The 26,961-nt window shown below is 48.2% G+C and carries 24 protein-coding genes and 2 other annotated features; of the genes, 15 read left to right on the top strand and 9 right to left on the bottom strand.

Annotation, left to right across the window (positions count from 1 at the left end):
- Positions 1-15: 15 nt before the first annotated feature.
- Complete coding sequence (locus CHH53_RS01135; protein WP_233134737.1) at positions 16-3,543, top strand: 5'-nucleotidase C-terminal domain-containing protein; 3,528 nt, start codon at positions 16-18, stop codon at positions 3,541-3,543.
- A 42-nt stretch (positions 3,544-3,585) separates the two neighbouring features.
- Here the strand turns inward: CHH53_RS01135 and nhaC are convergent, their stop codons facing one another.
- The 3 genes from nhaC to CHH53_RS01120 form a co-directional block, all read right to left on the bottom strand.
- Positions 3,586-4,983, bottom strand: coding sequence for a Na+/H+ antiporter NhaC (gene nhaC, locus CHH53_RS01130; RefSeq protein ID WP_095214279.1), 1,398 nt, complete (start codon positions 4,981-4,983; stop codon positions 3,586-3,588).
- A gap of 105 nt (positions 4,984-5,088) precedes the next feature.
- Positions 5,089-6,516: an aspartate ammonia-lyase gene (aspA, locus tag CHH53_RS01125; RefSeq protein WP_095214278.1), complete on the bottom strand. Its 1,428-nt coding sequence runs from the start codon at positions 6,514-6,516 to the stop codon at positions 5,089-5,091.
- A gap of 26 nt (positions 6,517-6,542) precedes the next feature.
- On the bottom strand, positions 6,543-7,538 hold the full coding sequence (locus CHH53_RS01120; protein ID WP_095214277.1) for an asparaginase: 996 nt from the start codon (positions 7,536-7,538) through the stop codon (positions 6,543-6,545).
- Positions 7,539-7,723: 185 nt separating this feature from the next.
- Between CHH53_RS01120 and CHH53_RS01115 the strand changes: the two genes are divergently transcribed.
- Positions 7,724-8,050: a helix-turn-helix domain-containing protein gene (locus CHH53_RS01115; protein WP_095214276.1), complete on the top strand. Its 327-nt coding sequence runs from the start codon at positions 7,724-7,726 to the stop codon at positions 8,048-8,050.
- Positions 8,051-8,084: 34 nt separating this feature from the next.
- Here the strand turns inward: CHH53_RS01115 and CHH53_RS01110 are convergent, their stop codons facing one another.
- The gene (locus tag CHH53_RS01110) at positions 8,085-8,918 is read right to left on the bottom strand and encodes an ABC transporter ATP-binding protein (RefSeq protein ID WP_095214275.1); all 834 of its coding nucleotides are present in this window, start codon (positions 8,916-8,918) and stop codon (positions 8,085-8,087) included.
- 225 nt (positions 8,919-9,143) lie between these two features.
- On the opposite strand from CHH53_RS01110, the gene CHH53_RS01105 reads away from it, so the two are divergent.
- The gene (locus tag CHH53_RS01105; protein WP_095214274.1) at positions 9,144-9,710 is read left to right on the top strand and encodes a nitroreductase family protein; all 567 of its coding nucleotides are present in this window, start codon (positions 9,144-9,146) and stop codon (positions 9,708-9,710) included.
- Positions 9,711-9,749: 39 nt separating this feature from the next.
- Here the strand turns inward: CHH53_RS01105 and phnE (CHH53_RS01100) are convergent, their stop codons facing one another.
- From phnE (CHH53_RS01100) to CHH53_RS01085, 4 genes are all read right to left on the bottom strand, one after another.
- Positions 9,750-10,562 (bottom strand): phosphonate ABC transporter, permease protein PhnE, encoded by an 813-nt coding sequence (gene phnE, locus CHH53_RS01100; RefSeq protein ID WP_095214273.1) that lies wholly within the window; start codon positions 10,560-10,562, stop codon positions 9,750-9,752.
- On the bottom strand, positions 10,559-11,350 hold the full coding sequence (gene phnE / locus CHH53_RS01095; protein ID WP_095214272.1) for a phosphonate ABC transporter, permease protein PhnE: 792 nt from the start codon (positions 11,348-11,350) through the stop codon (positions 10,559-10,561). The genes phnE (CHH53_RS01100) and phnE (CHH53_RS01095) overlap by 4 nt, the downstream gene beginning before the upstream one ends.
- Entirely contained in the window at positions 11,347-12,129 is a 783-nt protein-coding gene (gene phnC, locus CHH53_RS01090; RefSeq protein ID WP_095214271.1) for a phosphonate ABC transporter ATP-binding protein, read from the bottom strand. Before phnC ends, phnE (CHH53_RS01095) begins: the two co-directional genes overlap by 4 nt.
- A gap of 144 nt (positions 12,130-12,273) precedes the next feature.
- Complete coding sequence (locus CHH53_RS01085) at positions 12,274-13,206, bottom strand: phosphate/phosphite/phosphonate ABC transporter substrate-binding protein (protein WP_095214270.1); 933 nt, start codon at positions 13,204-13,206, stop codon at positions 12,274-12,276.
- Between the two features lie 172 nt (positions 13,207-13,378).
- Here CHH53_RS01085 and CHH53_RS01080 point away from each other — a divergent pair, with 172 nt between their 5' ends.
- Complete coding sequence (locus CHH53_RS01080; protein ID WP_095214269.1) at positions 13,379-14,956, top strand: bifunctional metallophosphatase/5'-nucleotidase; 1,578 nt, start codon at positions 13,379-13,381, stop codon at positions 14,954-14,956.
- A 375-nt stretch (positions 14,957-15,331) separates the two neighbouring features.
- Positions 15,332-16,219 carry a 3D domain-containing protein gene (locus CHH53_RS01075; protein WP_095214268.1) on the top strand — a complete coding sequence of 296 codons (888 nt, stop codon included), beginning with the start codon at positions 15,332-15,334 and terminating at the stop codon, positions 16,217-16,219.
- A 66-nt stretch (positions 16,220-16,285) separates the two neighbouring features.
- Here the strand turns inward: CHH53_RS01075 and CHH53_RS17230 are convergent, their stop codons facing one another.
- Positions 16,286-16,444, bottom strand: coding sequence for a hypothetical protein (locus tag CHH53_RS17230; protein WP_158221445.1), 159 nt, complete (start codon positions 16,442-16,444; stop codon positions 16,286-16,288).
- A gap of 109 nt (positions 16,445-16,553) precedes the next feature.
- Here CHH53_RS17230 and CHH53_RS01070 point away from each other — a divergent pair, with 109 nt between their 5' ends.
- From CHH53_RS01070 to CHH53_RS01030, 10 genes are all read left to right on the top strand, one after another.
- Positions 16,554-17,705 carry a DEAD/DEAH box helicase gene (locus CHH53_RS01070; protein WP_095214267.1) on the top strand — a complete coding sequence of 384 codons (1,152 nt, stop codon included), beginning with the start codon at positions 16,554-16,556 and terminating at the stop codon, positions 17,703-17,705.
- 54 nt (positions 17,706-17,759) lie between these two features.
- Positions 17,760-17,972 (top strand) — a binding site (T-box leader).
- 26 nt (positions 17,973-17,998) lie between these two features.
- Positions 17,999-18,242 (top strand) — a binding site (T-box leader).
- Positions 18,243-18,308: 66 nt separating this feature from the next.
- The gene (gene trpE, locus CHH53_RS01065; protein ID WP_198946009.1) at positions 18,309-19,712 is read left to right on the top strand and encodes an anthranilate synthase component I; all 1,404 of its coding nucleotides are present in this window, start codon (positions 18,309-18,311) and stop codon (positions 19,710-19,712) included.
- Positions 19,693-20,295 (top strand): anthranilate synthase component II, encoded by a 603-nt coding sequence (locus CHH53_RS01060; RefSeq protein WP_095214266.1) that lies wholly within the window; start codon positions 19,693-19,695, stop codon positions 20,293-20,295. Before trpE ends, CHH53_RS01060 begins: the two co-directional genes overlap by 20 nt.
- The gene (gene trpD / locus CHH53_RS01055; protein WP_095214265.1) at positions 20,276-21,292 is read left to right on the top strand and encodes an anthranilate phosphoribosyltransferase; all 1,017 of its coding nucleotides are present in this window, start codon (positions 20,276-20,278) and stop codon (positions 21,290-21,292) included. The genes CHH53_RS01060 and trpD overlap by 20 nt, the downstream gene beginning before the upstream one ends.
- On the top strand, positions 21,289-22,071 hold the full coding sequence (trpC, locus tag CHH53_RS17465) for an indole-3-glycerol phosphate synthase TrpC (protein WP_198946008.1): 783 nt from the start codon (positions 21,289-21,291) through the stop codon (positions 22,069-22,071). Before trpD ends, trpC begins: the two co-directional genes overlap by 4 nt.
- Positions 22,068-22,676, top strand: a complete 609-nt coding sequence (locus tag CHH53_RS17460) for a phosphoribosylanthranilate isomerase (protein WP_198946007.1) — start codon at positions 22,068-22,070, stop codon at positions 22,674-22,676. Before trpC ends, CHH53_RS17460 begins: the two co-directional genes overlap by 4 nt.
- A gap of 4 nt (positions 22,677-22,680) precedes the next feature.
- On the top strand, positions 22,681-23,886 hold the full coding sequence (trpB, locus tag CHH53_RS01045; RefSeq protein WP_095214264.1) for a tryptophan synthase subunit beta: 1,206 nt from the start codon (positions 22,681-22,683) through the stop codon (positions 23,884-23,886).
- On the top strand, positions 23,879-24,658 hold the full coding sequence (trpA, locus tag CHH53_RS01040; protein ID WP_095214263.1) for a tryptophan synthase subunit alpha: 780 nt from the start codon (positions 23,879-23,881) through the stop codon (positions 24,656-24,658). The genes trpB and trpA overlap by 8 nt, the downstream gene beginning before the upstream one ends.
- 149 nt (positions 24,659-24,807) lie before the next feature.
- Complete coding sequence (locus CHH53_RS01035) at positions 24,808-25,707, top strand: ABC transporter ATP-binding protein (protein WP_095214322.1); 900 nt, start codon at positions 24,808-24,810, stop codon at positions 25,705-25,707.
- Positions 25,700-26,950 (top strand): ABC transporter permease, encoded by a 1,251-nt coding sequence (locus CHH53_RS01030; RefSeq protein ID WP_095214262.1) that lies wholly within the window; start codon positions 25,700-25,702, stop codon positions 26,948-26,950. Before CHH53_RS01035 ends, CHH53_RS01030 begins: the two co-directional genes overlap by 8 nt.
- Positions 26,951-26,961 lie beyond the last annotated feature (11 nt).

Here is a 26,961-nt window from a genome sequence, read left to right as displayed (position 1 = left end):
GGGGGAATCATGTTAATGGGCAAAAGAGCAGTATCTGTTTTTGCAATAGTCGCACTTATCTGTTCCGGTATCATGCCGGGCTTCGCCTCTGTATCACAGGCGGCGGAGCATATCGCGGCGCCGATTCTATCGGAGTATGCAGAAGGAAGCTCCTATGATAAGGCAATTGAGCTTTATAATCCGACAGATGAACCAATCGATCTCAGTCAATTCGAGCTGGCAGGATATTTCAATGGCAATACAAAAGCAACCGCTTCGTTTACCTTGTCGGGTACATTGGCGCCGGCTGATACATATGTCATTGTGAATCCGCGTGCAAGCGAAGCCCTGCTGGCCAAAGCGGATCAGACAAACGGGAGTGTCATCAATTTCAATGGGAATGATGCAGTAGCCCTGCAGAAGGATGGAGCGATCCTTGATGTCGTAGGTGAAATCGGAAACGATCAGGACACGGCCAAGGATATCGGCCTCATCCGGTCTGCTGACGTGACCGAGGGCAGCCCGGCCTTTGTTTCGGAGCAGTGGGAAGAGACAGCGAAGGATGCCTTTGAAACGATCGGATCCCATGGACAGGAGCCTCCTGCGGATGAGCCGGGGGAAGAGCCTGAACCAGGCGAAGTCCAGTCGATTGCCGATATAAAGAGCGAGACAGGAGAAACGGTGACTGTGGAAGGGATAGCAACCGCAGATAATGGAAGTATCGGCGGAGGCAAGCTATCTGTCTACATCCAAGATGACACAGCTGGAATCAATATCTATCATGCTGATGAAGCCGCCTTTCCGGAGGTGAAAGAAGGGGATCTTATCCGTGTGACAGGAGAAATCACTAATTATCGAGGTTTGACAGAGATTGCACCTGAAGCGGATGGTATGACTGTCATTTCCCAAGATAATGAGCTTCCCCTTCCAAAAGAGCTGACAATCAGTCAGCTCCAGGCTGAGGAAACAGCTGAACCGGCAGAAGGGAAGCTGGTCCGGGTGTCCGGCTACATCAAAGATATCCCGGAAAGCCCAGCTGGCGGCGGTTACAATATCCAGTTCATCAACGAAAACTATGAATCTGTCACATTGCGGATCATGGAATCTGCCATGGACATGTCAGCTGTCGAAGAAGGAAAGTGGTATACCGTTACCGGCATCCTGAGCCAATACGACAGCTATCAAATCCTCCCTCGTAAACAAGAGGATATGCAGGCGGCACAGGAACAGCCGGAGCCTCCGAAGGCAGAGGGAGAGTACACGGCGATTGTGGAATCTGTAACGGATGGTGATACGATTCGCTTGCAGGAACCTGTTTTAGGCTCGGATCGGGTCCGCTTTGTAAATGCGGATACGCCAGAGACATTCCACAGTGTCAAAAATGAATTGGACCAAAACCAGATGGATCACGGCAAAGCAGCCTCTGACTATTTGAAATCCAAGCTGTCCGAAGGTGACGAAATCACAGTGAAAGTAGGAGAAGAGCCGACGGATGATTACGGTCGACTGCTGGCGCAGGTGATTACTGCCGATGGCGAAAATTTGAATCTTGAACTGGTGAGGGAAGGTTTGGCCGTTACTTACTTCATCGCACCGATTGGGAATGAGGGAGAGTACGAGACCTATCAGCGAGCAGTGGCAGAAGCAAAAAGTCAGCAAAAAGGAATCTGGAGGCCAGACTCTCCATTGGAGGAGCTGCCATTTGAATTCCGTGCTCGTTATGATGGCGGCGGACTGGATAAATATGTCGGGAATTCGGATACAAAGCAATATGTCGTTCCTGATCAGTGGGAGTCCATTCCGGTCGACAAGCGTATTTTCTTCTGGACAGAACAGGATGCAATCGAGGCGGGCTATGAAACCGCTGGTGAAATGCAGCCACCTGCCCAGGAAGATACCCTCTCTGTGCAGCTTCTGGGCATGAACGATCTTCACGGCAAGATCGATCAGCAATATGAATTGGATACAGACGGAGATGGCACGGCAGATGGCACTTTCGGACGTATGGATTACACAGCGGCAGCCATTAAACAGCGGGAAGCTGAAAATCCGAATAGCCTGCTTGTGCATGCAGGGGACATGATCGGCGGCAGCTCTCCTGTTTCGGCATTGCTGCAGGATGAGCCTACAATCGAAATCATGGAAGCGATGGGCTTCGACGTGGGTACGATCGGCAATCATGAACTGGATGAAGGTATAGAGGAGCTGCTGCGTATCGTACATGGAGGGGAGCATCCGAATGGTACTCCGGGCTATGATGGAATGGACTTTCCGACATTATGTGCCAACTGCGTGTATAAAGACAGCGGCGAAACGATTTTGCCTCCTTACAGCATCGAGGAAGTCGATGGAGAGAAAATTGGTTTTATCGGTGTGAATACAACCGCATCGCTTGGGATGGTCATGCCGGAAGGAATTCAGGATATCACCATCACCGATGAGGTGGAAGCAGTCAATAAAGCAGCGGCTGAATTGAAGGAAAAAGGCATCAAGGCAATTGTCGTCCTGTCCCATATGCCAGCTGAGCAAAGCGGGGATGGCGCGACGGGTGATGCAGCGGAGATGGCCAATGCTGTGGATGATGAAGTGGATATCATCTTCGCTGCCCATAACCATGCTGTTGTGAATGCAATGGTGGATGATAAACTGATCGTTCAGGCATCGGAATACGGAAAAGCTTTTTCGGATGTGGATGTCGAAATCGATCGCGAGACAGGCGACATTGTTTCCAAGCAAGCAGAAATAGTCTGGGCAGATCAGGCAGTCCTTACGCCTGATCCGACAGTCGGGGCAATCTTGGCTGGATATGCCGAAGAAGTGGCACCAATCATGGATGAAGTCGTTGGTATCGCAGCCAATACCATGACTGGCGGTTATGCTGTAAAAGGAGAAGCAGGGGACAATGCCCTTGGGAATTTGATCGCTGATGGCATGAGGGAGGCAATGGATAGTGATTTTGCCATGATGAACGGCGGAGGGATCAGGGATGATTTGCTGGAAGGCGATATTACTTGGGGTGAACTCTTCAATATCCAGCCATTCAATAATACGCTCATGACATTCGAGATTGACGGGGCGGATCTGGAGGAAATCCTGAATGCGCAGATCACTTCCTATGGTCCTGATTACAGCATCAGCGGTTTTACGTATACATGGAATGGGGAAACCAATCAGGTTATGGATATCAAGCTTCCCGATGGTTCTTCGATTGCGGAGGATAAAGTATATACGCTGACTGTGAATAACTTCATGGGTACCTCGCAAGGAGATAAGTATCGCCCGATCAGTGAGCTGGGCCGCAACCCTGTCATGGGGCCGGAGGATTTGGAAGCAACCGTTGCATTTGTAAGGGGCTTCGAAATGGAGCCGATCGCTTATGAAGCAGAGGGACGCATTTCAGAAGTAAGCGGGGATGCACCAGTGGATCCTCCGTCCGGTCCCGAGGAGCCGCCGGCAGATCCGGAGGAACCACCAGCAGATCCGGATCATCCGATTGCAGATTTCGTAAAAGGTATCATCGGTACGGTATGGAATTGGGTGAAGCAGCTGTTCTGGCGCTGGTAATGAAAAGAACCTTCAAGCAATCATTTGCTTGAAGGTTCTTTTTTAGCTTTCGACTGGGCTTTTATCTTTGTTATACCAGATGAACTTTCCAGTGTACCCGTAGATGATGGCAAGTCCGAGAGCTACAAAGCTCAGCCACATGAATGGCAGATAGGAGAAGGTCGAAACACCAAGAATGCCAGCCATGTAAATACCATTGTCCGACCAAGGCACCATACCGGAAGTCAAAGTGCCCCCGACTTCTGTGTTACGGGAAAGGACGCGTCGGTCAAGCTGCTGCTTGTCATACGTTTTTTCCATCATTTTAGGTGTCAGAATCAAGGCAACATACATGGCACAGCCGAGGACATTGCCCAGGAAAGCCACGATGAGTGTGGCGACTGTCGTATTGCCCGCGGAGACAAGCTTCTTCTCGAAAGTGGAAACGATGACCTGCAGGACACCAAGTTTCTCCAGCAATCCGCCGAAACCAAGGCCGAAAATGATGACCATCAACGTATCGAGCATGCCCATCACGCCGCCTCGGTTGAGAATGCCATCGATGAAATTCACACCTGTATCAATCGAAAATCCATTATAAGCAGTACCGAGTGCTTCTGCGAAATTCATTCCCTGGAATGCGGATGCCCAGATGGCACCAAGCAGCGCACCTATCACGATCACCGGCATGGAAGGTTTCTTCATGGCCAGCAAAACAAGGACGACCAGCGCAGGAACCAGCATGAGGATGCCGATATCAAAATTATCCATCAATGCTGTTTTGAGTGAATCAACCCTTGCTTGGTCGATATCATCTCCAGCGTAGAGGAAGCCAGCCCCAGTAAAAAGAATAGCCGTGATAACGAACGCCGGGATGGATAGGAACAGCATTGCCCGGACATGCTCCAAGACATCCACTTTGGAGAGGGAGGACGCGAGTACGGTACTATCAGACAGCGGAGAAAGCTTGTCCCCAAAATAGGCCCCTGATAGGACAGCCCCGGCCACTAACGGCAGCGGCATGCCCAATCCCTCGCCGATTGCCATCATGGCGATGCCAGCCGTACCTGCGGTTCCCCACGATGTACCAGTAGCAACGGACATGATGGCGCAGATGATCAAGGTTGCAAGCAGGAATATGCTCGGATGGATGAACTCCAGACCATAGTAAATCAATGTCGGTACGACCCCGCCTGCAATCCATGTTCCGATCAGTGCACCTACGGCGACGAGGATCAAGATTGCCTCGAGCCCGTTCGAGATGCCATTCATGATGGATTTCTGTAAATCCTGATAGGCGTATCCGAGGCGTATGCCAAGTATGATGACGACAAACCATGATATGAAGAGCGCCAGCTGAATCGGCAAGTCAAGGTAGACTGTGAAGGATAATACAAGCGCTAGAAAGACCCCTAATATGATGATGATCTCTGTGATTGTTGGTAATCTTGCTTCTTTCAAATCCAGTCCTCCTAAAAAATAGTGAACCCGCTTACAAATGGAAACGGTTAAAGATGTGCAAAGGATTCCGCTTTTTAAAAAACGGAACACATGCACATCTTCCTATTATCTATCAAAAAGCTCCTCGCCGGCAATACCCGGTTTCGTCATTTCGTAAGGATTCAAGATGATATCCAATTCTTCTTCGGTCAAGACATCGTACTGGAGGCATAGCTCACGGATTGATTTCCCGGTAAGGATCGCTTCACGGGCGATTCGCGCAGCTACTTCATATCCCAAATGCGGATTGACTGCTGTCAGCAACCCGACACTCTTGTCAACATATTCCTTGAGCAAGGCTTCGTTTGCTTCGATACCAATCAGACAGTTATCGGTGAAGGAGCGGAAGCCATTGTTCATGATGCTGATGGACTGCAGCAGGTTGAACACCAGTACAGGCTCCATGACGTTCAGTTCAAGCTGTCCGGCTTCGGAGGCCAGGCAGATTGTATTATCATTGCCGATCACTTGGAAGGCGATCTGGTTGATCATCTCTGCCATGACCGGATTCACCTTACCCGGCATGATGGAGGACCCTGGCTGACGTGCAGGCAAGTTGATCTCATTCAGCCCTGCTCTCGGACCGGAAGCCATCAGGCGAAGGTCGTTGGCAATCTTGGACATGTTCATCATACAAACCTTCAGGCTTGCGGAAACCTCGGTATATGCATCCGTGTTTTGTGTGGCATCCACTAGGTTCTCTGCTGTTACAAGCGGTAGCCCGCTGTTGTCAGCCAAATGTTTGACAACACACTCGATATATTTCGGATTTGCATTCAACCCGGTACCGACTGCTGTCGCCCCCATATTGACTTCATACAAATGCTGACGGGATTGCTTGATCCGCTTGATATCCCTTTCCAGCACGCGGCTGTAGGCTTCAAATTCCTGACCAAGACGAATCGGCACCGCATCCTGCAGATGTGTGCGTCCCATTTTGATGACAGAATCGAATTGTTTTGCTTTTTTCTTGAATTCACCTTGCATATATTCCATCGTTTCGAGCAGTCTTTCGAGCATGTTCAATGTGGAAATATGGATTGCTGTCGGGAATACATCATTCGTCGATTGCGACATATTCACGTGCGTATTAGGGCTTAACTGCTGATAATCGCCTTTTTCATGACCGAGGATTTCCAATGCCCGATTAGCGATGACTTCATTGGCGTTCATATTGATGGAGGTGCCGGCACCGCCTTGGATCGGATCCACAATGAACTGTTCATGCCATTTTCCATCTATTATTTCCTCGGATGCTTGAACGATTGCATTACCGAGTCCCTCATACAGGCGTTTTACATCCATATTCGCGAGTGCGGCCGATTTTTTCACGATACCCAGTGCCTTGATCATCTCTTCATGGATGCGATATCCAGTAATCGGGAAATTCTCTGATGCTCGCAGTGTCTGAATACCGTAATAAGCATCTTTGTTGATTTGCTTCTCTCCCAGAAAGTCTTTTTCAATCCGATAATTCTCCTGTAAGTCTGCCATGACTTGAACCTTCCTTTTTCACTTTTTTAAGATGGCCATATAGTAATATCTTCAGCGATCGGTGTTTCCATCATGCGTTTTACTTCCTTTGGATCAGTGGATCGGCCAAGTGCCCACATGAGCTTCGGTACAATCGCTTCTGTGTTCATATTGCTTGAACGAGTCACCAGCTCCTGATCGATGCGCCGGCCGACTTCATAAATGCTCATGTCTTCGCCTTCTTCCAGACATTGGGTGGTGATGACGACCACGATGCCTTTTTCCACCAACTCATTGATCTTTTGCAGAAGATCACGCCCTTCGAATGGAATGCCGCCGCTGCCATAGCTTTCGATTACAACACCTTTATACATGCTTGCTATAGTATCAAGCATTTCAGGCTTGAGTCCCGGATACAGCCTTAATAAGAGTACATCAGTACAAAGGGAAGTATCAACGGTAAATGGCAGATTTTCTCCTTGTATCTGCTTGTTATACTCGATGGTATCATCATGGATGAAGGCGATATATGGATAATTGATGCTTTCAAATGCATCATAGCTTTTTGTCCGCAGCTTTATTGCCCTTGTTCCTTGAATGACCCGGCCATCAAATACCACGTAGACACCGCCTACCTCTTCACAAGCAAAGCGGATAGCATCCTTGATATTCTTTTTCGCATCTGTTTTCTGGAAAGTGATCGGTATCTGGGAGCCGGTGATGACAATTGGCTTACTGGCATTTTGAAGCATATACGATAATGCTGCTGCAGTATAAGCCATCGTATCGGTTCCATGGGTGATGACAAAGCCATCATAGTCCTGATAATGATCCCGCACGGCTTCAGCCATCGTCACCCAGTCTTCCGGCTGCATATTCGTGCTATCGAGATTCATAAGCGATATCGTCTCCATGGTGTATTCGTTGTCCATGTCGGAAACATAACTTAACAGTTCATTCGCATCCACAGCCGGAGCCAGACCATTTTCCCCTTCGACTGATGCGATGGTGCCGCCGGTGGTAAGTAATAATAGCTTCTTCATTCCTGCACCTCTTCTATCTATCGTTACATATCATGACATATCATGATATATTCGCTAATTGCGTACTTTTAAATTAATTATAGAGAAGTGATCCGTTATTAGCAAGAATCTATTATTCGAATCGCGTACGAAACGATGAAAAATATGCTATAATAAATGGAAGGAAAAAGAGCGGGGGAAGTAAGATGAATCTGGATCGCTTATCAGAATTGAGGAAAAAGAAGAATTGGTCGCTGCAAGACACCGCAGACCGTCTGGGAATTGCCAAAAGTACATATGCAGGATATGAATCGGGATATCGCCGTCCCTCGTTCGAGGCATTGATCATGCTGGCAGACTTGTTCGACACAAGCTGTGACGATTTGCTTGGACGGCATTTCGAGAAGCCTATTGAATTGACCGATAGGAAAAAGGCAGAGCTTTCGATAGATCAAAGAAAGCTGACGGAGAAGGAGATCATCGGGATGATCGCTTTCATCAGGGCCACAAGGGAAATGGAAGGACAGGAATGAAAAAACGCTTTGCAGGGATCTGCAAAGCGTTTTATTATGCCAGTGTTTTCTCCATGACACGTTCCGGCTCCATAGGAGATGCACTCCCGAGTATATTATATGGTAAACAAAGCGGCACTCCTGAGCGGGGATCGATGATGACATCTGCTTCGATATGGAAGACTTCCCGCAGGTTCTCTGCAGTCACCGTCTCTTGAGGCGAACCTTCGCAAACCACCTGACCTTGCTTGATTGCGATCATATGATCAGCATAACGGGTAGCGTGATTGAGATCGTGCACGACCATGACAATCGTCCGCTTTTCCTCGCGGTTCAGTTTATGCAGCAGCATAAGCACTTCCAGCTGATGTGCCATATCCAGGAATGTGGTCGGCTCATCGAGGAAAAGGGTTTCCGTTTCCTGCGCCAATGCCATCGCAATCCAAGCGCGCTGACGCTGTCCGCCGGAAAGCTGGTCGACTGCGCGTTGGGCGAAATCCGTCATGCCGGTTACATCGATTGCCCATTCAATCACTTCTTTATCATAAGGCGTGAGTGTGCCAAATCCTTTTTGATGCGGATAGCGGCCATATGCCACAAGCTCCGATACGGTCAGGCCCTCTGGGGCAACAGGGTTTTGGGGCAGGATGGCGAGCTGCTTCGCGACTGCTTTCGTTGATTGTTTATGGATGCTTTTACCGTCCAATAGCACGGTGCCGTTTTTGGGCTTCATGACACGTGCCATCGTCTTAAGTATAGTGGACTTGCCTGAGCCATTTGCTCCGACAAGTGCTGTAATCTTCCCTTTGGGAATTTCTATAGTCAAATCTTTTACAATTGATTTATCTCCATAGGCTACTTCAAGTAATTTCGTCTGTAAACGTCCCATTACTGGTACCCCTTTCGGCTTCTCCGTATTGTGAGAATGAGATTCGTTATCATTTATATTGTCACAAAATAAGAGGCTATTCAAGCTTTATCCGGCAAATTTCATAAAAAAGTAAGATTTCTGCCAGCTGACCTCAGATTGACATTGTATGGAATATTCAGATATGATGATGATAATGATTTTCAATTGAACGATAGTCTGGGGAAGAGGAAGGGGAGCGCGTCCATGATGCAATTGGAGCAGCTGATCAAGGAAAGAAGATCGATTTCGAATTACGATACAAGTAAGCCAGTCTCTTATGAAGAGATTCAAGAATTGCTTGACATAGCGGTATGGGTACCGAACCACAAAATGACGCAGCCCTGGAGATTCATCCTGATTGATGGAAAGACGAAGGAGCAGCTGGGCAATATCAATGCCAAGCAAGGAGCAAAGGGTGCTGCAACTGCTGAAGAAAAAGAGAAAAAAGCAGAGGCACTGAAAAAGAAGATTATCGACGTACCGCTATGGATAGCGGTTGTACTGGAGGAAAACGCGAATTTGAAACTCCGGGAAGAGGATTACGCATCTGCCAGTATGCTGATCCAGAATTTCAGCTTGCTTGCCTGGGAAAAAGGTATCGGAACAATCTGGAAGACGAATGCACTGCTGGAGAACCCGGAGGCCAGGGAATTGCTGCAAATCAAACCAGGGGAGCGTAATATCGGGCTGCTTCAAGTCGGGCATATCGGAAAGGAACCAAAAGCAAAGCCAAGGGTGCCGGCAAGTCACCGGACAACCGTATTAAACTGAAAACGGCGATTCTGCTTAAGCAGAATCGCCGTTTTACTTTTATACAATCTTTTTCCGTAAATAACCCGAAATCAAGTCGATCAGCGATACGAGTATAATGACACCCAGCAGAATGATGCCAACCCGCGGCCAGTTACGTGATTGCAAGGCAAAGATAAGCGGAGCCCCGATACCGCCAGCCCCAATGATACCAAGGATGGATGCTCCCCGGACATTCAGTTCGAAACGATACAGTGTGTAGGAAATGAAGCCAGGCAGCACCTGTGGCAATACGGAGTAAACCAGTACCTGGATCCGGTTCGCCCCGGTAGCGATAAGTGCTTCGCGAGGACCATGATCGATTGCATCGATTTCTTCAGCAAATAATTTGCCCAGCATACCGATGGAGTGGAGGCCTAATGCCAGCACCCCGGCATAGGAACCTGGACCAACTGCCTTGATGAAGATGATGGCCAATACAACCTCCGGAAATACCCGGATATAACTAAGGATGAATCGTCCTACTCCTGTGACGAAGAATCCTCCTTTACTCCGGCGCCTTGCAGCCCAAAAGCCAAATGGCACGGTAAGGATCGCTGAAATGAATGTACCGAGGATCGAAATCGCCAAGGTGTCGATCAACCCGTAAATTAAACCTTCCTCATCATTAATGAAGTCCCAATCCGGATGAATGATCCCTTCAAAGATAGCCTTGGAAATCTGGCCGGCTGTATCCTTGATTTGAAACTCCTCAACACCAGAGAATGCCCAAACATAGACTGCAGCCAGTATGACCAGAATCAGCACACGGTTGAATACCTTTTTACCGCGGCCTTTTGGTTTGTCGACGGTTTGTGTGGATAGTTGGCTCATAGTAATTTCTCCCGAAGTTTATTGCTGATAAAATCGATGATCACTACAACGATCAGAGTTGCGAAAACCAATGTATTGACATTCGGATAGTTGAAGAATCCAAGGTTGCTGTCGAATAATAGACCGATACCCCCGGCACCGACTAGTCCGAGAATAGCCGCGGCACGGATATTCACCTCAAATGTATAAAGCACATAAGATACGAAATATGCAGCAGCCTGCGGAATGATGGAGAAGGTGATCCATTGCGCTTTATTCGCACCAACTGCAGTCATCGCTTCCATTGGTCCTTTATCGATGCCTTCGATTGACTCATAAGTCAATTTGGCGATGATTCCGACAGAAAAAATCGTCAAAGCAAAGATACCAGGAATCATACCGAGTCCGAAAATAGCAACAAAAACAGCCGCAAGCAGGAGCTCTGGTACAGTACGGATCAAGTTGAGCACAAAACGCGCTGGATAAGAGATCCAAGGAATAGGGTTAACATTATTCGCACATAGCAGGATAATGGGAACAGCTATGATCGCACCGAATGTCGTGCCGATTACAGCCATACGGATCGTTTCCAGCATGGGATCGATTATTTCAAGGAAATAGCCCCAGTCTGGCGGGAACATTTCAATCAAAATGGATGCCATTTGTTCACGATTGGTAAACAGATCTACGATGCTGGCTTCAGAACGCCAGTAGCTCCAGACAAGCAATGCAAGAACAATGATGCCTGTGAGATAATGCTTGAGTTTTGACGGGGCTTTCGGAACTATCTTTTTTGACGGCTGACTCATTCGACCCCAGCTCCAATCGGCCCCCGCTGCTGTTCTTTTTCCAGCTGCTGTCCGTAGATTTCCTGAAACTTCTCATCGGTCGCTTCTTCCACTGGACCATCGAATACGACTTCCCCGGCATTCAGACCAATGATGCGCGTGGCATATTGGCGGGCGATATCGATGAAGTGAAGGTTGACGACTGTCGTAATGCCAAGCTCCTGATTGATGTTTTTCAAATCATCCATCACTTGTTTCGTTGTGAGTGGATCCAAGGAAGCAACCGGTTCATCAGCGAGGATGATTTTCGCTTCCTGAGCCAATGCCCTTGCGATCGAGACACGCTGCTGCTGACCGCCGGAAAGCTGATCGGAACGTGTGTATGCCTTATCTATGATATTCACCCGATCCAATGCGTTAAGAGCCAAGTTGACATCCTCTTTCGGGAATAACCCGAATATGGTCCGCAGCGTAGAGTGATAAGCAACACGACCGGAAAGGACATTGCGCAGTACAGAAGAACGTTTGACAAGATTGAAGTTTTGGAAAATCATGCCGATATCACGGCGGATCATACGCAAATTCTTTCCTTTTGCAGCAGTGATCGACTGATTATCAATCAGGATTTCCCCTTCAGAGATTTCATGCAATCTATTAATCGAGCGCAGCAATGTGGACTTACCAGCTCCGGAAAGACCGACAATGACAATGAACTCGCCTTTTTCGATAGTCAAGTTGATGTTTTTCAAACCTTTGACGCCATTGGGATATGTTTTCGAAACATTGCGAAATTCTATCACTTTCTATACCAACCTTTTTATGTAATTTAATAGTAAAGATGAAACGTACCATCCTGAAAAGATATACATACAGACAAAAGCCCAGCCAGTCCAAGGATATCTCAGGCTGGCTGGATGTATAGGGAAATTATAAAAGGAGCTTGATTATTCTAAACCGTATTTATCAGCGTACTCACGTACGACCTCGAAGTTGCTGTCATCGGATTTCACATAACCTTCATGTGTGTAAACGTCGCGGATGATCTCCAAACCTTCTGGATCTTTACCGATGTTGATGAAAGCATCTGTGATTTTTTCTTTCCATTCGTCATTGATATCAGGAGTGATTGCAATTGTATCGTTCGGGATTTTTTCTGTCGTTGCGATTACTTTCGTATCTTCAAATACAGTCGGGTAGTCGCCTTTTACAGTATTACGTGCATCCTGGAACGTAACAGCGGCATCCGTATCGCCGTTCAATACGCTGATGATACCTGCATCATGACCTTTGACGATTGTCGGAGTCAAATCCTGCTGGATGTCCAAACCGACTTCGTCAAGCGCACCTGCCGGCCATACATAACCTGCAGAAGATGTCACGTCCTGCACGGCGATGCTTTTGCCTTTAAGGTCTTCAAGGGAATTGATATCGGAATCAGCTTTTACGACGAATTGCGCCAGATAGTAGTCCACTAGTTCATCCGTCGGTGAACCATCTTCTGGATTGACACCGTAGCGCTGGGACTGAAGGATAACATCGGCTGCACCCTTTTCATGTGCCAAAACATATGCTGTAGGCGGCAGGAATCCAACGTCTACCTGGCCGGAAGCCATCGCCTCGACGATAGTGTTGTAGTTGGTGGATACGCTTACTTCGACAGGAATATCCAATTCTTCCTCAAGAAGTCCTTCAAGCGGTTTTGCTTTTGCTTCAAGTGTCTCGGCATTCTGGGAAGGAACGAACTGCACACGAAGTTCTTCCAGATCTCCTTTGCCGCCGCTGCCGCCTTCTGCGTTTGAATCGTCAGATCCGCATGCGCTGAGCAAGCCTGCTGCCAGAAATAGAGTCGCGCCGACACCTGCAATTTTCTTAAACATGATATACCCCCAAAAATTGTTTAATTTGCACTGCATGAACAACTATATCACGACTTGTTCCAGTTTATGTTAACTTACTGTAATAAGAATGTAAAGATGGTTTTGTCATGTTATGATAGATAATAGCAAAAACTGTTTCAATTCAGAAAATGAGGTCGGGGGAATCAATAGAATGCCAGATAAAACGACAAATATCACACTGCTTGTCACTAGTGATGTGCATGGAAATATCTTTCCTACTACATACCGGGATCACGAACCAGCTCCTCAAGGACTGGCGCGGACTGCTGCTTTGATCAAGAGGATCAGAGAAGAAAATGAGCATGTCTTGCTCCTTGATAACGGAGATATGATACAGGGGACGCCCTTGACATATCATCATGCGAAATATAGATCTGATAAAGATAACCCAATGATCAGCTGCATGAATGAGCTCGGGTATGATGCAGCGGTGATAGGCAATCATGAGTTCAACTATGGCAGGCCGTACTTGCAATCAGCGATTCAGCTTGCGGATTTTCCTTATCTTTGCGCCAATATCCTGGATGAGGCAAAAAAGGAACCTGTTTTCGGTAAACCATATCTAATAAAGCAGATTGAGGATGTCAAACTGGCCATCATCGGTGTCACGACTCATTTCATACCGAACTGGGAGGACCCTCATCATATCGAGGGTCTTGCCTTTGAGCATGTATTGGAATCTACGAGGAAATGGGTGAAGGAAGTCAGGGAGAAGGAGCGGCCGGATGTCCTGATTGTTGCTTATCATGGCGGCTTCGAACGGGATTTGGAAACCGGGGATCCGACGGAATCACTCACTGGAGAAAATGTAGGTTATGAAATTTGCCATTCAATAGAAGGGGTCGATATTTTAGTGACGGGGCATCAGCATAGAACCCTTGCCGAAAAGGTGAATGATGTCACGGTTGTGCAGCCAGGATCGAATGGTGCATTTTTAGGTGAAGTATCGATTGCTGTCGAACATTCATATAATAGTAGGAAAAGTGTTGTATCAGAGTCGAAATTGCATGACATAACGAATGAAATAGATCCGGATGAAACGATTTTAAACCTAGTTTCTTCCTATGAAGAGGAAACACAGAAATGGCTGGACCAGCCGATCGGAAAAATAGAGGGAGATATGATCATCCACGACGCCTTTGAGACGAGGGTGAAGGAAACCCCGTTTATCGAGTTCATCAATAAAGTCCAGATGGATGCAGCCGGTGTGGCTATATCCAGCACGGCATTGTTCCATAATGCTTCACCTGGTTTCCCGCAAAATATAACGATGCGGGATATTGTCTCTAATTATATCTATCCCAACACCTTGAAAGTAATCGAAATTTCCGGAGCGGATATGAAGCAGGCGCTGGAACTATCCGCTACCTATTTCACTTTGGATGAGGAGGGACAGCTGGAGGTAAGCCGATCCTTCTTGGAACCGAAGCCGCAGCATTACAATTATGACATGTGGGAAGGAATCGAATATACATTGGATATCAGCCGTGAGGTGGGAGACCGGGTGCAAGGATTGTCCATCGAAGGCAGTCCTGTCGTGGCAGATCAAATGTATCATGTTGTCATGAATAATTACCGAGCTGCAGGTGGAGGTGATTATATCATGTTCAAAGGGAAGCGAGTGGTTCGGGAGTTTACCACAGACATGACGGAACTGATTGCTGACTACATCAGCAAGCGCAAAGTAATAGAAGCAACTTGCAATCATAATTGGCGTGTGAGCAAGTAAGGAACAGGGGCATAAACACCCTGTTTCTTCTTTATTTGGAAAATAAAAGGGAATTGTAGGGTTGTTTTTGTAACATTTATCCTAAGAAAAGCGAAAAAACGACAATTTTTCGAGGGAAAAACGTGATTGTAAACAAAGTCAACAAGAATTTCAAACTTATATCGTTCCAATATATGGAATAAATCAAGGTCTTTTATTACAGAAAACCCCTCTAAAGCTAGGTTATCCTCGGTTTTATTACAGGAGTGTTACAGTGTGACAATAATGTTTCTGTAAGCGGAGCTTGTAATATAACCTTAAACTTCCTGTAACCCACTCCCCTTCGCCCATGTGTTAGCATAAGTCTTGTTAGAAATTTAAGGAGGTAAACGACGAATGAAAAAAACAGTCGTATCTTTAGCTACAGGACTAGTAATTGCGGGGGCATTCGGTACATCAGCATCAGCTGCTGAATATAATGTTCAAAAAGGGGACTCCCTTTGGAAAATCGCAGATAAATACGAAGTTAGTGTTAATCAGCTTAAAGAACTTAACCAACTTGATTCTGACCTAATCTTTCCTAATCAGAAATTGACTATAGATAAAGAAACAAATCAAGCAGACACATACACAGTACAAAAAGGCGATTCTCTTTCTAAGATCGCAGGGAAGTTCAACATTTCGGTAGGCGAGCTAAAAGCTTGGAACAGCCTGAATTCCGATTTGATTGTAATAGGTCAGCAACTGGCGGTGACTGGTGGCGCGGTAGCAGAAACAGCACCAGTGAAGCAAGAAGCTCCTAAGCAAGAAGCAGCTCAGCAGGAGGCTCCTGAACAGGAAGCTCCTAAGCAGGAAACAACCCAGCAAGAAGCTCCTAAGCAAGAAGAAAAGCAGGAAGCACCTGCACAAACAGAACAAAAAGCAGAACCTGCTGAACAAGAAGCAGCTCCTGCCAAAGAAGAACAAGCGGCTGCAAGCACTAGCCAGGAAGCAGCAAAAGAAATCACAGTATCCGCAACTGCATATACTGGTCAATGTGAAGGTTGCTCTGGTGTGACAGCTACTGGCATCGATTTGAATGCAAATCCGAATGCAAAAGTCATTGCTGTAGACCCTAGCGTCATTCCTTTAGGATCTAAAGTATGGGTGGAAGGCTATGGTGAAGCAATCGCCGGCGATACTGGCGGTGCAATCAAAGGTAATAAAATCGATGTACACGTACCAGATCAAGGAACTGCATTGGACTGGGGACGTAAAACTGTAACAGTAAAAGTGCTAGACTGATAAGAATACCTTGAACAGGTGGAGCAAATGGCGGTTTGCTCTGCCTGTTTTTATTTATATTACAGTTTACCCGTTAGTGTGCAGGGTAAACGCTTCATCATTTGAATTTGCAGATGATTTACCTGTTTCATTTATTTGGTGGACTTCTCCTTCCCCGCGGAAAAGGCCGATGAGACTGAAACTGATGATCAGCAGCACAAAAATGCCGATCAGCCATTTTTGCATATAATTTCCCCCTTTTTATGTGTATACTAGTATCTTACAAACTTTTTAAGCGTACATCTATGGAAATTTCACATAATAATCATGGAAAAAGTATGAAAGAGGGAACGATATGAAGCTTTTCGAGGATTTGAATATAAAGCATGAACGGCTTGACGTATTACATAAATTGGGTTTGACTGAACCGACTCCAGTACAGCAGCAGGCTATTCCCGAGATCCTGGCGGGGAAAGATGTGATTGCCAAAGCACAGACGGGTACAGGGAAGACGCTCGCATTCCTGCTTCCGATATTGGAGATGCTCGAGGCTGACAGTGCAGGTATTCAGGCACTCATCCTCAGCCCGACGAGGGAGCTGGCGATCCAGATTTATGATGAACTGGCGAAGCTGATTCATCCCGAGGAGGAAATCGGCACATTGGCTGTCTATGGCGGTCAAGATATCATCAAACAGCTCAAGAGACTGGAAGGCAGGGTGGATATCGTCGTCGCGACGCCAGGGAGGCTGCTCGACCATATGCGCCGCGGAACAGTGGACCTTTCCCATGTCCGGACATTTGTCCTGGACGAGGCTGATCAGATGCTCCATATGGGGTTCTGGCACGATGTGAAGGATGTTGCAGCTGCGCTTCCCGAAGCTAAACAGACTCTGTTGTTCTCTGCGACCATGCCGAAGGAAATCCGTCAGCTGGCGGCTTCCCAAATGCAGAAGCCAAAGGAAATCACGATCGAATCAAACAATGTGACGTTGAAGGAAATCAAGCAGATTGTCCTGGAGATGCCAGATCGGGAAAAGCGGAATACATTAAAGGTTTTATTGCAGATGTATCGTCCGTTTGCTGCGATTATTTTCTGCAGGACAAGGAGGCGAGCTTCCGAGCTGCACGGCTATTTGCGCGGGCTGGGGCTTGAATCCGATGAGCTGCATGGCGACCTGTCGCAGGCAAAACGGGAACGTGCCATGAAGAATTTCCGGGAGTATAAGACACAATTCCTTGTTGCGACGGATGTGGCGGCTCGGGGATTGGATGTGGAAGGTGTGACCCATGTCTTCAACTATGATCTGCCGGAAGATACGGAAAGCTATATCCACCGGATCGGCCGTACGGGCAGGGCTGGCAGTACAGGTCTGACTGTAGCCTTTGTTACACCGCGTGATCGACAGCAAATCAAACAAATTGAAAAAGAGACAAAACAGCGTCTGCCGCGGAAACAACTGATTTTCGGGGAAAATGGCAAGCCGGAATTACTGGATGCAGAATAATTGTCCCTTGACAAACAAAAACGAGGGTACTACAATGAATCCAACATAACTGATACGTGAGCGACGACGAAGAGTAGTAGCTTATGTGGTCACTTCAGAGAGCCGGTGTTAGGTGGGAACCGGTGTGGCGCATATGTGAATGGACTTCCGAGCACCATGGCTGAAAATGACAGTAGGCTGTGGCGGCAACTCCCCCCGATAAGAGGAGCAAAGTGAGCTAGTTCGCTAGCTAACAAAGGTGGTACCACGGGTAATCTCGTCCTTTATAGGAGGGATTGCCCTTTTTTTATACGCATAAATCGTGGATGAAGAGGAGTACATGCTGTTGGATTTGCACAGAGAGCCGGTTGTGGTGGGATTCCGGTCAAGTCGGCAGCATGGAATGGACTTCAGAGAGATTCCTTGAACATTAGTAGGGGAATCCGGTTTCCCCCGTTACCGGGATAGGATATCAAGGCTCATTGCCTTCGTATCCGAATGAGCGGAAAGCAAGAGCTTTCAATAGAGGTGGCACCGCGGTGAAGAACCGTCCCCTATGTACATGAATCGATTCATGTACATAGGGGACGGTTTTTTTATTACAAAAAAGAGGGAGCGAAAAAGATGAAGGTTGCAGAAAGCATACGATTTGAGAAGAAGGAATTGAACGGAGATACATTGACACCTGTCGCGATTTATAAACGGCTGGCAGGCGAGAAGAAATTTTTGCTGGAAAGTTCGGTTCATCACGCAGGAAAGGGACGTTATTCCATCATCGGTGCCAATCCATACAAAGAATTGATCGGCAGAGGACGGGAAACGCTGCTCAAGGTATCCGGTCAGGAGGAGAGGGTATCGGGGAAGCCGTTGGAGATTTTGAAAAGTCAGATAGGCAGGATGGAGCTGCCGCTTGATTTTCCTTTTTATGGCGGGGCGGTCGGTTATATGGCATATGATTCTATCCGGCAGTATGAAGCAATAGGTGATGTTCCGGAGGATCCAATCGGTATGCCGGAAATACATTTCATGTTTTATGAGGACATCATCGTGTATGACCATAAGCACCAGCAAATCACTTTGCTGGCGATTGATGGCACAGGCAGCCGGTCCAAGGATTTGCTCCGGGCAAGGCTGGAGGAAATGGAGGAGGAAATAACAGCCTACAAAGACATACCTGATGCAGTACTGCCCCCAGTCCGATTCCGGCCGGAAACGGATCAAGCGACATTCATGAAGATGGTGGAAGATGCCAAGGCATATATCAAAGCTGGCGATGTATTCCAAATAGTGCTTTCCCAGCGGCTGACAGCGGAATTTGATGGAGATGCTTTCAGCTTCTACCGGAAGCTGCGAGCCAGCAACCCTTCACCATATATGTTTTTCCTTGATTTTGAAGACTATATCGTATTGGGTGCTTCGCCTGAAAGCTTGATCAAGGCAAGCGGCAATGAAGTGACGGCTAACCCGATTGCGGGATCGAGGCCGCGCGGAAAGACGCTGGTGCAGGATGAGCAGCTGACGGATGAGCTTTTGGCGGATGAAAAGGAGCTGGCAGAGCATCGGATGCTTGTCGACTTAAGCCGCAATGACCTGGGGCGTGTGTGTAAGGTGGGAACCGTAGAGCTGACCAAATATATGGCAGTGGAAAAGTATCAGCACATCATGCATATCGTTTCCGAGGTACGGGGAGAGCTGGCTGATGGCATGTCTGGATTGGATGCACTGATAGCTGCCCTTCCAGCCGGGACGGTATCCGGTGCCCCGAAAATACGGGCAATGGAACTGATCAATCAATTCGAAAGGAAAAAACGGGGCCTTTACGCTGGGGCAGTCGGTTATATCAATATGAATGGCGATCTTGATCTGGCGCTGGCAATCCGGACGATGATCGTAAAGGATGATAAAGCATATGTACAGGCGGGAGCCGGTCTTGTATATGACTCCGATCCGGAGACGGAGTATCACGAAACGCTGCATAAAGCGAAATCTTTAACGGAGGTTGGTTCACATGATCCTGCTGATCGATAATTATGATTCTTTTACGTATAACCTTTTCCAATACATGGCGGAACTTGGCGAAGAGGTCAAAGTTGTCCGGAATGATGCGGCCACGATCCGGGAAATCGAAGTGCTGGATCCAGAGGCAATCATCATTTCACCTGGACCAGGCAGACCGGAGGATGCCGGTATTTGTATCGAAGCCATCCGGTACTTTGCCGGCAGGATTCCAATCCTTGGCATCTGTCTCGGGCACCAGGCGATAGGCGCAGCCTTCGGGGCAGATATCGTCCGGGCTGGCCAAATCAAGCATGGCAAGACATCGACACTTCGTTATGTAGGGGAACCAGCCATCGAGCACATCATCAAAGATCTGCCCATCATGCGCTATCATTCCCTCGTCATTGATAGACGCACTGTTCCGAATGAATTGGCAGTCATTGCTTATGCAGAAGATGACGAGGAAATCATGGCTGTCCAGCATAGCCGTTATCCTGTTCATGGATTGCAGTTCCATCCAGAGTCCATCGGGACCGAAGCGGGCAAGGAGATCGTGAAGTATTATATTCAACTCATGAAAGAAGGGGAAAGTAATGGAACCATTATTGGCTAAGCTTGCAAATACAAAGGCTTTGACGTATGCAGAAGCATTGCAGGCATCACGTGAATTGCTGGATGGCAGCATGCCGGATGCTGTAGCAGGAGCCTTCCTTTCCATGCTGCAAACCCGCGGGGAAACAGCCGATGAAGTGGCAGGCATGGTGGCGGCGATCCGGGAGAAAGCGCAGATCATCCCGCTTCAAGCAGCCGATGTGATGGATAATTGCGGTACAGGAGGCGATGGGTCGCAGAGCTTCAATATCAGTACGACAGCAGCCTTTGTCATTGCAGGTGCCGGCATCACGATAGCCAAGCATGGCAACCGCAGTGTATCCAGCAGAACCGGCAGTGCGGATGTACTGGAGAAGCTGGGTATCCCATTGTATTTGCCTGCTGAGGAGATGACGCATCTGCTTGAAGAGAATGGCATCGCTTTTCTGTTCGCGCCGCATGTACATCCAGGTTTGAAGCAGGTGATGCAGCTTCGCAAAGTGCTGCGTATTCCGACGATTTTCAATTTGATCGGGCCATTGACGAATCCGGTTCGGCTTGATTCACAGCTGCTCGGCATTTATCGTCGCGACATGCTGGGGATGATGGCAGAAGCTCTTGATAAGCTGGGGCGCAAGCGGGCAATCGTCATCAATGGTGCGGGGTACATGGATGAAGCATCATTGGCAGGAGAGAATCATCTTGTTTTGCTTGAGGATGGCAAGCAGGCAGCCTTCACTCTCCATCCGGAAGAAGTCGGCCTGCCGGTATATCCGCTTGAAGCGATCAAGGGCGGCGATGCAGCTGAGAATGCAGATATCCTGCTGCGTGTATTGAACGGAGAAGCTGGCGTCCACAGGGATACGGTCCTATTGAATGCAGGTCTGGGCATCTTTGCCAATGGCAAGGCAGCCTCCATCCAGGAAGGGATCCAGCTTGCCAAGGAAAGCATTGATAGCGGGGCGGCAAGACAGAAGCTGCAGTATTTGATCGATTATAAAAAGGAAGTGACACCATGACATTTTTGGCAAAAATACTAGAAGAAAAACGAACAGAAATCAGCTTCCTGAAGCAAACCTATCGTCCGACGGCAGCGCAGCGTCAGCCGATTTCCCTATATGAACGATTCCAGGAGCAGGAACAGCTTCAAATCATTGCCGAAATCAAGCGTGCTTCGCCTTCCAAGGGTATGATCAATCCCGATGTGGTGCCGGCGGATCAGGCTGCAATGTACGAAGCGGCAGGAGCGGGAGCCATTTCCGTCTTGACTGATACACCGTTCTTCAAAGGTACGATGGACGATTTGGCAGCTGTCCGGGAAGCGGTCGAAATCCCGATATTGAATAAAGATTTCATCCTTGATGAAATCCAGATAGACAGGGCTGCGGATTATGGTGCCGATGTGATACTGCTCATCGTTGCAGCTTTGGAACAGGAGCGGCTGCATGCTCTTTATCGGTATGCGGCATCGAAAGGGCTGGATGTGCTGATAGAGGTGCACAATGAAGGGGAATTGGCACAAGCGCAGGAACTCGGGGCAAGGATTATCGGTATCAATAACCGGAACTTGAAAACCTTCGAAGTTGACTTAGGCGTGACAGAGCGACTGCTCAAAAAAATCGATACCTCGGCTACACTTGTCATCAGTGAGAGCGGCATGGCGGTGCCGGAAGATGCAGCTCGCGCAGCAAAGGCAGGTGCAAGGGGTATCCTTGTCGGGGAAACACTCATGCGTGCATCTGATGTATCCTCCGTCTTGAAGTCACTTCAAGTTCCTGTGGGAGCTGCATCATCATGATCGTGAAAATATGCGGAATCCAATCAGTCGAAGCTGGGAAGGCTGCAGTGGAAGCTGGGGCTGACATGATTGGCTTCGTCTTTGCCGACAGCAGAAGGAGAGTGTCGCCTGAGCAGGCAGCCAGCATCACCCGACAGCTGCCGCCAAAAGTAAAAACAGTAGGTGTGTTCGTCAACGAACCGATCGAAAGTTTGCAGGATATTGCCGAGACTGCGGAACTGGACTATATTCAGCTGCATGGGGATGAAACGCCATCCTACGTCAGATCCATCAATAAGCCCGTCATAAAGGCTTTTTCAGTAGCATCGGAGGATGACTTGCAGCTGCTGGCGGCATATCCATGTGATTATTATCTGCTGGACAGTCCGGCGGAAGCATACCGCGGAGGTAATGGTACCACGTTCGATTGGTCGCTGGCAAGCTCCGACGCAATTCCGAGGGAAAAGCTTTTCCTGGCAGGAGGATTGCATGCCGGGAATGTACAGCAGGCCATCCGGGAAGTGCATCCTGCAGGAGTCGATGTCAGCAGCGGCGTGGAGACGGAAAGACAAAAGGATCCAGTTAAAATACAGCAATTTATTACAGCGGCAAAGAGAGGGAAGTGAAAAAATGGCTATTTATCCGACAGAAACAGGACTTTACGGCAGTTTTGGCGGCCGATTTGTACCGGAAACATTGATGCCGGCCATCTTGGAGCTCGAGCAGGCATTCCAAAAAGCAAAGACGGACCCAGCCTTCCAGGAAGAGATGCGTTATTATCTAAAGCAATACATCGGCCGGGAGACACCGCTTTATTATGCAGAGCGTCTTTCGGCGTCCCTGGGCGGTCCGAAAATCTATTTGAAACGGGAAGACCTCAATCATACAGGTGCCCATAAAATCAATAATACAATCGGCCAGGCGCTGCTGACACAGCGGATGGGCAAGAAAAAGGTCGTCGCGGAAACAGGGGCCGGCCAGCATGGTGTGGCCACTGCGACAGTCAGTGCCCTGCTTGGATTGGAATGCATCATCTTCATGGGAAAGGAAGACGTCAGAAGGCAGGCTTTGAACGTTTATCGTATGGAGCTGCTTGGTGCGCAGGTCGTATCCGTCGATCAAGGGAACGGTACACTGAAGGATGCTGTAAATGAAGCGATGCGTTACTGGACGGCAAATGTCGAAGATACGCATTATATCTTCGGCACGGCTGCTGGTCCGCACCCGTTCCCGCAAATCGTCCGGGACTTTCAGCGTGTGATCGGTGATGAAACGCGCAAGCAGATCCTGGAAGCGGAAGGAAAGCTTCCGGAAGCGATTGTTGCCTGTGTCGGCGGCGGAAGTAATGCAATCGGCATGTTCTATCCATTCGTGGAGGATAATGAAGTGAAAATGTTTGGTGTGGAAGCTGGCGGTAAAGGGCTGCCGACAGGACAGCATGCAGCTTCCCTTACCGAAGGGAAAGCTGGCATCCTGCATGGATCATTATCCTATCTTCTGCAAAATGAGGACGGTCAAGTGCAAGAGGCTCATTCCATTTCTGCCGGATTGGATTACCCGGGTGTCGGACCAGAGCACAGTTATCTGAAGGATACAGGGCGCGTGACGTATGATGCAGTCACCGACGAGGAAGCGCTGGGGGCAGTACGGCTTCTGTCCAGGACAGAAGGAATCATACCGGCATTGGAAAGCGCTCATGCAGTGGCATATTGCAAAAAGCTCGCACCGGCGATGAAGAAAGAGGATGTGCTGGTTGTCTGCTTGTCGGGACGCGGTGACAAAGATGTAAATACAATCAGGGAAGCACATGAGACAGGAGGGGATCGGCATGAGTAAAGCAAAGCTGGATACGGCATTCCAAACAGCGGCGGATGCTGGGGAAAAAGCATTCGTACCTTATATCATGGCTGGTGATGGCGGCTTGGACAGCCTGAATGAACGCATTCGTTTCCTAGCTGAATGCGGCGCAACAGCAATCGAGCTGGGACTGCCGTTCTCAGATCCGGTTGCTGACGGCCCGACGATCCAGGCAGCAGGCATACGTGCATTGGAAGCTGGTACGACGGTTCAAGCGGTTTTGAATGAGGTGGCAAAGGAGAAAGCGGGCCGTATCGTGCCTCTTGTCATCATGACTTATTTGAACCCAGTCTTTGCTTATGGAGTGGAAGCTTTTGCGTCCGCTTGTGCGGAAGCAGGGATATCCGGTCTCATCCTGCCTGATTTGCCGCTCGAGGAAGAAGGGCTGGTAACCGAAGCACTGAAGAAGCATGACATTGCATTGATCCGTCTGGTCGCATTGACAAGCACTCCGGAAAGGATCCGGGCACTTGCAGAGCGTGCGGAGGGATTCCTTTATGCAGTGACGGTGGCAGGAACGACAGGAGAGAGAGCGAGCTTCGTCGATAAACTCGGTACGCATCTGATGGCATTGAAAGAGGTCAGCAAGGCGCCCGTGCTGGCAGGCTTCGGTGTCTCCACGCCGGATCATGTCAAGGAACTGAGCCAGTACTGCGACGGTGTGGTAGTAGGAAGCAAGATCGTCGATGCCTTGCATCGAGGGGAAAGGCAGCAAGTGAGAGATTTGATTGCATCCAGGAAGCAGGCCTGAGCATTGCTTCCTCCGGGCAGAGTCCAGGGAAAACAATTATTTCCCTGGACTCTTTTTCCATGTCATCAAATTGGGTTAATCTCGTTATCCAGTGAAACATTGCCAGCATTCATCCGTATATATAGGAAAACAGGGAAGAAAGGATGGTGCTGGTGCTTGAATTGAAAGATGTGACCAAAAGGTTCGGCAAGCATACTGCTGTAGATCAGCTGACATTATCAATACCGGAAGGAGAGATTTTTGGATTCCTGGGAGCTAACGGTGCCGGGAAAACGACTACATTCCGTATGATTCTCAATCTATTGGAGAATACAGAAGGAGAAATATTCTGGCGAGGCAGCAAGATTACATACGACCAGAGCAATGAAATAGGCTATCTCCCGGAGGAACGCGGGCTTTATCCCAAGCTTACCGTGAAGGATCAGCTCGTATACCTTGCCAAGCTTAGGGGAATGGCAAAGGCAGACAGTGTCAAGGCCTTGAAGAGCTGGCTCGAGCGGTTCAATATAACAGAATATGAAAACAAAAAAGTGGAAGAGCTCTCCAAAGGGAATCAGCAGAAAATACAATTCATATCCGCTGTATTACACAATCCTCGGCTGCTGATATTGGATGAACCATTCTCAGGCTTGGATCCTGTCAATGTGGAAATGCTGAAACAAGCAGTCATCGAGTTGAAACAGGCCGGGACCTCGATCATATTTTCCTCTCACCGTATGGAGCATGTAGAAGAGCTATGCCGTTACCTGTGCATCATGAAGCGGGGAAGGCCGGTCGTGGAAGGTGATTTGGTGGAAATAAAACGTTCTTTCCGTAAAAAGAACATCACCATTGCAGCAGACTATGATGTAACTTTCTTGAAAGACACAGCTGGTGTGGTGAAATATCAGGAGACACAGCAGGGATGCAAACTGCAGATTGCATCGTCGGAAGATGCCAAAACCGTTTGGAAGCTGCTGACCGAGAAAGGCTTCGTCACTAAATTCGAAGTGGGGGAACCTACTCTGAACGATATCTTCATCGAAAAGGCAGGTGAGTCCTATGCGTAAGTTTTGGATTGTATTTTCGCATACCTATCTATCCCGGGTGAAAACAAAAGGCTATATCATTTCAAGCGCAATCTTCTTACTTGCCATTTGCGGAATTTTTTATGTGCCGGATATCATCGATCGTTTTTCTGGGGACAGCGAAGATCCGGTGGTGGCGGTGATTGATGAGACTGAAAATCAGCAGCTCTACAAAGCATTGAGTACCAGTGCCGATGGATATCAGCCTATGCTGTTTGACGGCAATGAAGAAGAAGCAAAGCAGGCGGTAGAAAATGAAGAATATGAGGGTCTGCTCGTCTTGAGTCAGTCGGAGCAAAACCTGCCGCAGGCTGTTTTTTATGGGATGCAGCTGACGAATGGCACCAGCGATGATATCGAGGCACAGCTGCAGCAAATCAAAGTAGCGCAAGCTGCTTCGCAGGCTGGGGTGGATGAAGCAACCATCCAGGATATTTATACGCCTGTTTCTTTCCAGCGGGAAGCACTTGATGAGGAAGCAAAAACGGAAGAAGAACTGGCAGGATCATATGGACTTGTCTATATTTTAGTCTTTGCGCTTTATATGAGTGTCATTATTTACGGCATGATGATCGCAACGGATATTACCAATGAAAAATCCTCCAGAGTAATGGAGATATTGATATCCAGTTCCTCTCCGGTCGGTCAAATGTTCGCAAAGATTCTTGCGATTGGAATGATGGGGCTTACACAAGTCGCATTGATCACAGCTGCTGTGTATGCCATGATCCAAATCCGAGGCCAGGAACTGGGCGGAGGCTTCTTCGATTTTATCGGGATAGCCAATGCTTCACCGGTCACATTGACCTTTGCGCTGATCTTCTTTATTTTAGGCTATTTCCTATATGCCACCATATGTGCCGGACTTGGCTCGGTGGTAAGCAGGATGGAGGATGTCCAGCAGCTTGTCAGTCCGGTCATCTTTTTGGTGATGGGTGCTTTCTTCCTTTCCATATACGGACTTGGCTCACCTGATTCGCCGATCATTGTCGCTGCATCTTACATTCCATTCTTTACACCGATGATCATGTTCCTTCGCATCGGAATGCTGGGAGTACCCGCTTGGGAAATAGCTCTATCCATCGCCATTCTTGTAGCAGCAATCCTGCTCATTGCCTGGTTATCCGCCAAAGTTTATCGCGGCGGGGTCCTGATGTACGGAAAAGGCGGTTCGTTCAATCAGCTGAAGGAAGCGTTGAAGTTATCGGGTAATATAAAAAAATAAAAATTGATCAA

This window comes from Terribacillus sp. 7520-G (genome assembly GCF_002271665.1).
Taxonomy (GTDB): domain Bacteria; phylum Bacillota; class Bacilli; order Bacillales; family Amphibacillaceae; genus Terribacillus.
The sequence above is the reverse complement of the archived record's forward strand: the minus strand, read 5'-3'. Positions and strand labels throughout refer to the sequence as shown.

Bases quoted from the DNA above. Each gene is read 5' to 3' on its own strand.
- CHH53_RS01085 (WP_095214270.1), bottom strand. From the start codon at position 13,206: ATGTTTAAGAAAATTGCAGGTGTCGGCGCGACTCTATTTCTGGCAGCA.
- CHH53_RS01120 (WP_095214277.1), bottom strand. From the start codon at position 7,538: ATGAAGAAGCTATTATTACTTACCACCGGCGGCACCATCGCATCAGTC.
- trpC (WP_198946008.1), top strand. From the start codon at position 21,289: ATGACATTTTTGGCAAAAATACTAGAAGAAAAACGAACAGAAATCAGC.
- CHH53_RS01080 (WP_095214269.1), top strand. From the start codon at position 13,379: ATGCCAGATAAAACGACAAATATCACACTGCTTGTCACTAGTGATGTG.
- aspA (WP_095214278.1), bottom strand. From the start codon at position 6,516: ATGGCAGACTTACAGGAGAATTATCGGATTGAAAAAGACTTTCTGGGA.
- CHH53_RS17460 (WP_198946007.1), top strand. From the start codon at position 22,068: ATGATCGTGAAAATATGCGGAATCCAATCAGTCGAAGCTGGGAAGGCT.
- trpD (WP_095214265.1), top strand. From the start codon at position 20,276: ATGGAACCATTATTGGCTAAGCTTGCAAATACAAAGGCTTTGACGTAT.
- trpB (WP_095214264.1), top strand. From the start codon at position 22,681: ATGGCTATTTATCCGACAGAAACAGGACTTTACGGCAGTTTTGGCGGC.
- phnE (WP_095214272.1), bottom strand. From the start codon at position 11,350: ATGAGTCAGCCGTCAAAAAAGATAGTTCCGAAAGCCCCGTCAAAACTC.
- CHH53_RS01115 (WP_095214276.1), top strand. From the start codon at position 7,724: ATGAATCTGGATCGCTTATCAGAATTGAGGAAAAAGAAGAATTGGTCG.
- CHH53_RS01110 (WP_095214275.1), bottom strand. From the start codon at position 8,918: ATGGGACGTTTACAGACGAAATTACTTGAAGTAGCCTATGGAGATAAA.
- CHH53_RS01075 (WP_095214268.1), top strand. From the start codon at position 15,332: ATGAAAAAAACAGTCGTATCTTTAGCTACAGGACTAGTAATTGCGGGG.
- trpA (WP_095214263.1), top strand. From the start codon at position 23,879: ATGAGTAAAGCAAAGCTGGATACGGCATTCCAAACAGCGGCGGATGCT.
- CHH53_RS01105 (WP_095214274.1), top strand. From the start codon at position 9,144: ATGATGCAATTGGAGCAGCTGATCAAGGAAAGAAGATCGATTTCGAAT.
- CHH53_RS01030 (WP_095214262.1), top strand. From the start codon at position 25,700: ATGCGTAAGTTTTGGATTGTATTTTCGCATACCTATCTATCCCGGGTG.
- CHH53_RS01135 (WP_233134737.1), top strand. From the start codon at position 16: ATGGGCAAAAGAGCAGTATCTGTTTTTGCAATAGTCGCACTTATCTGT.
- CHH53_RS17230 (WP_158221445.1), bottom strand. From the start codon at position 16,444: ATGCAAAAATGGCTGATCGGCATTTTTGTGCTGCTGATCATCAGTTTC.
- trpE (WP_198946009.1), top strand. From the start codon at position 18,309: ATGAAGGTTGCAGAAAGCATACGATTTGAGAAGAAGGAATTGAACGGA.
- phnE (WP_095214273.1), bottom strand. From the start codon at position 10,562: ATGAGCCAACTATCCACACAAACCGTCGACAAACCAAAAGGCCGCGGT.
- CHH53_RS01070 (WP_095214267.1), top strand. From the start codon at position 16,554: ATGAAGCTTTTCGAGGATTTGAATATAAAGCATGAACGGCTTGACGTA.
- CHH53_RS01060 (WP_095214266.1), top strand. From the start codon at position 19,693: ATGATCCTGCTGATCGATAATTATGATTCTTTTACGTATAACCTTTTC.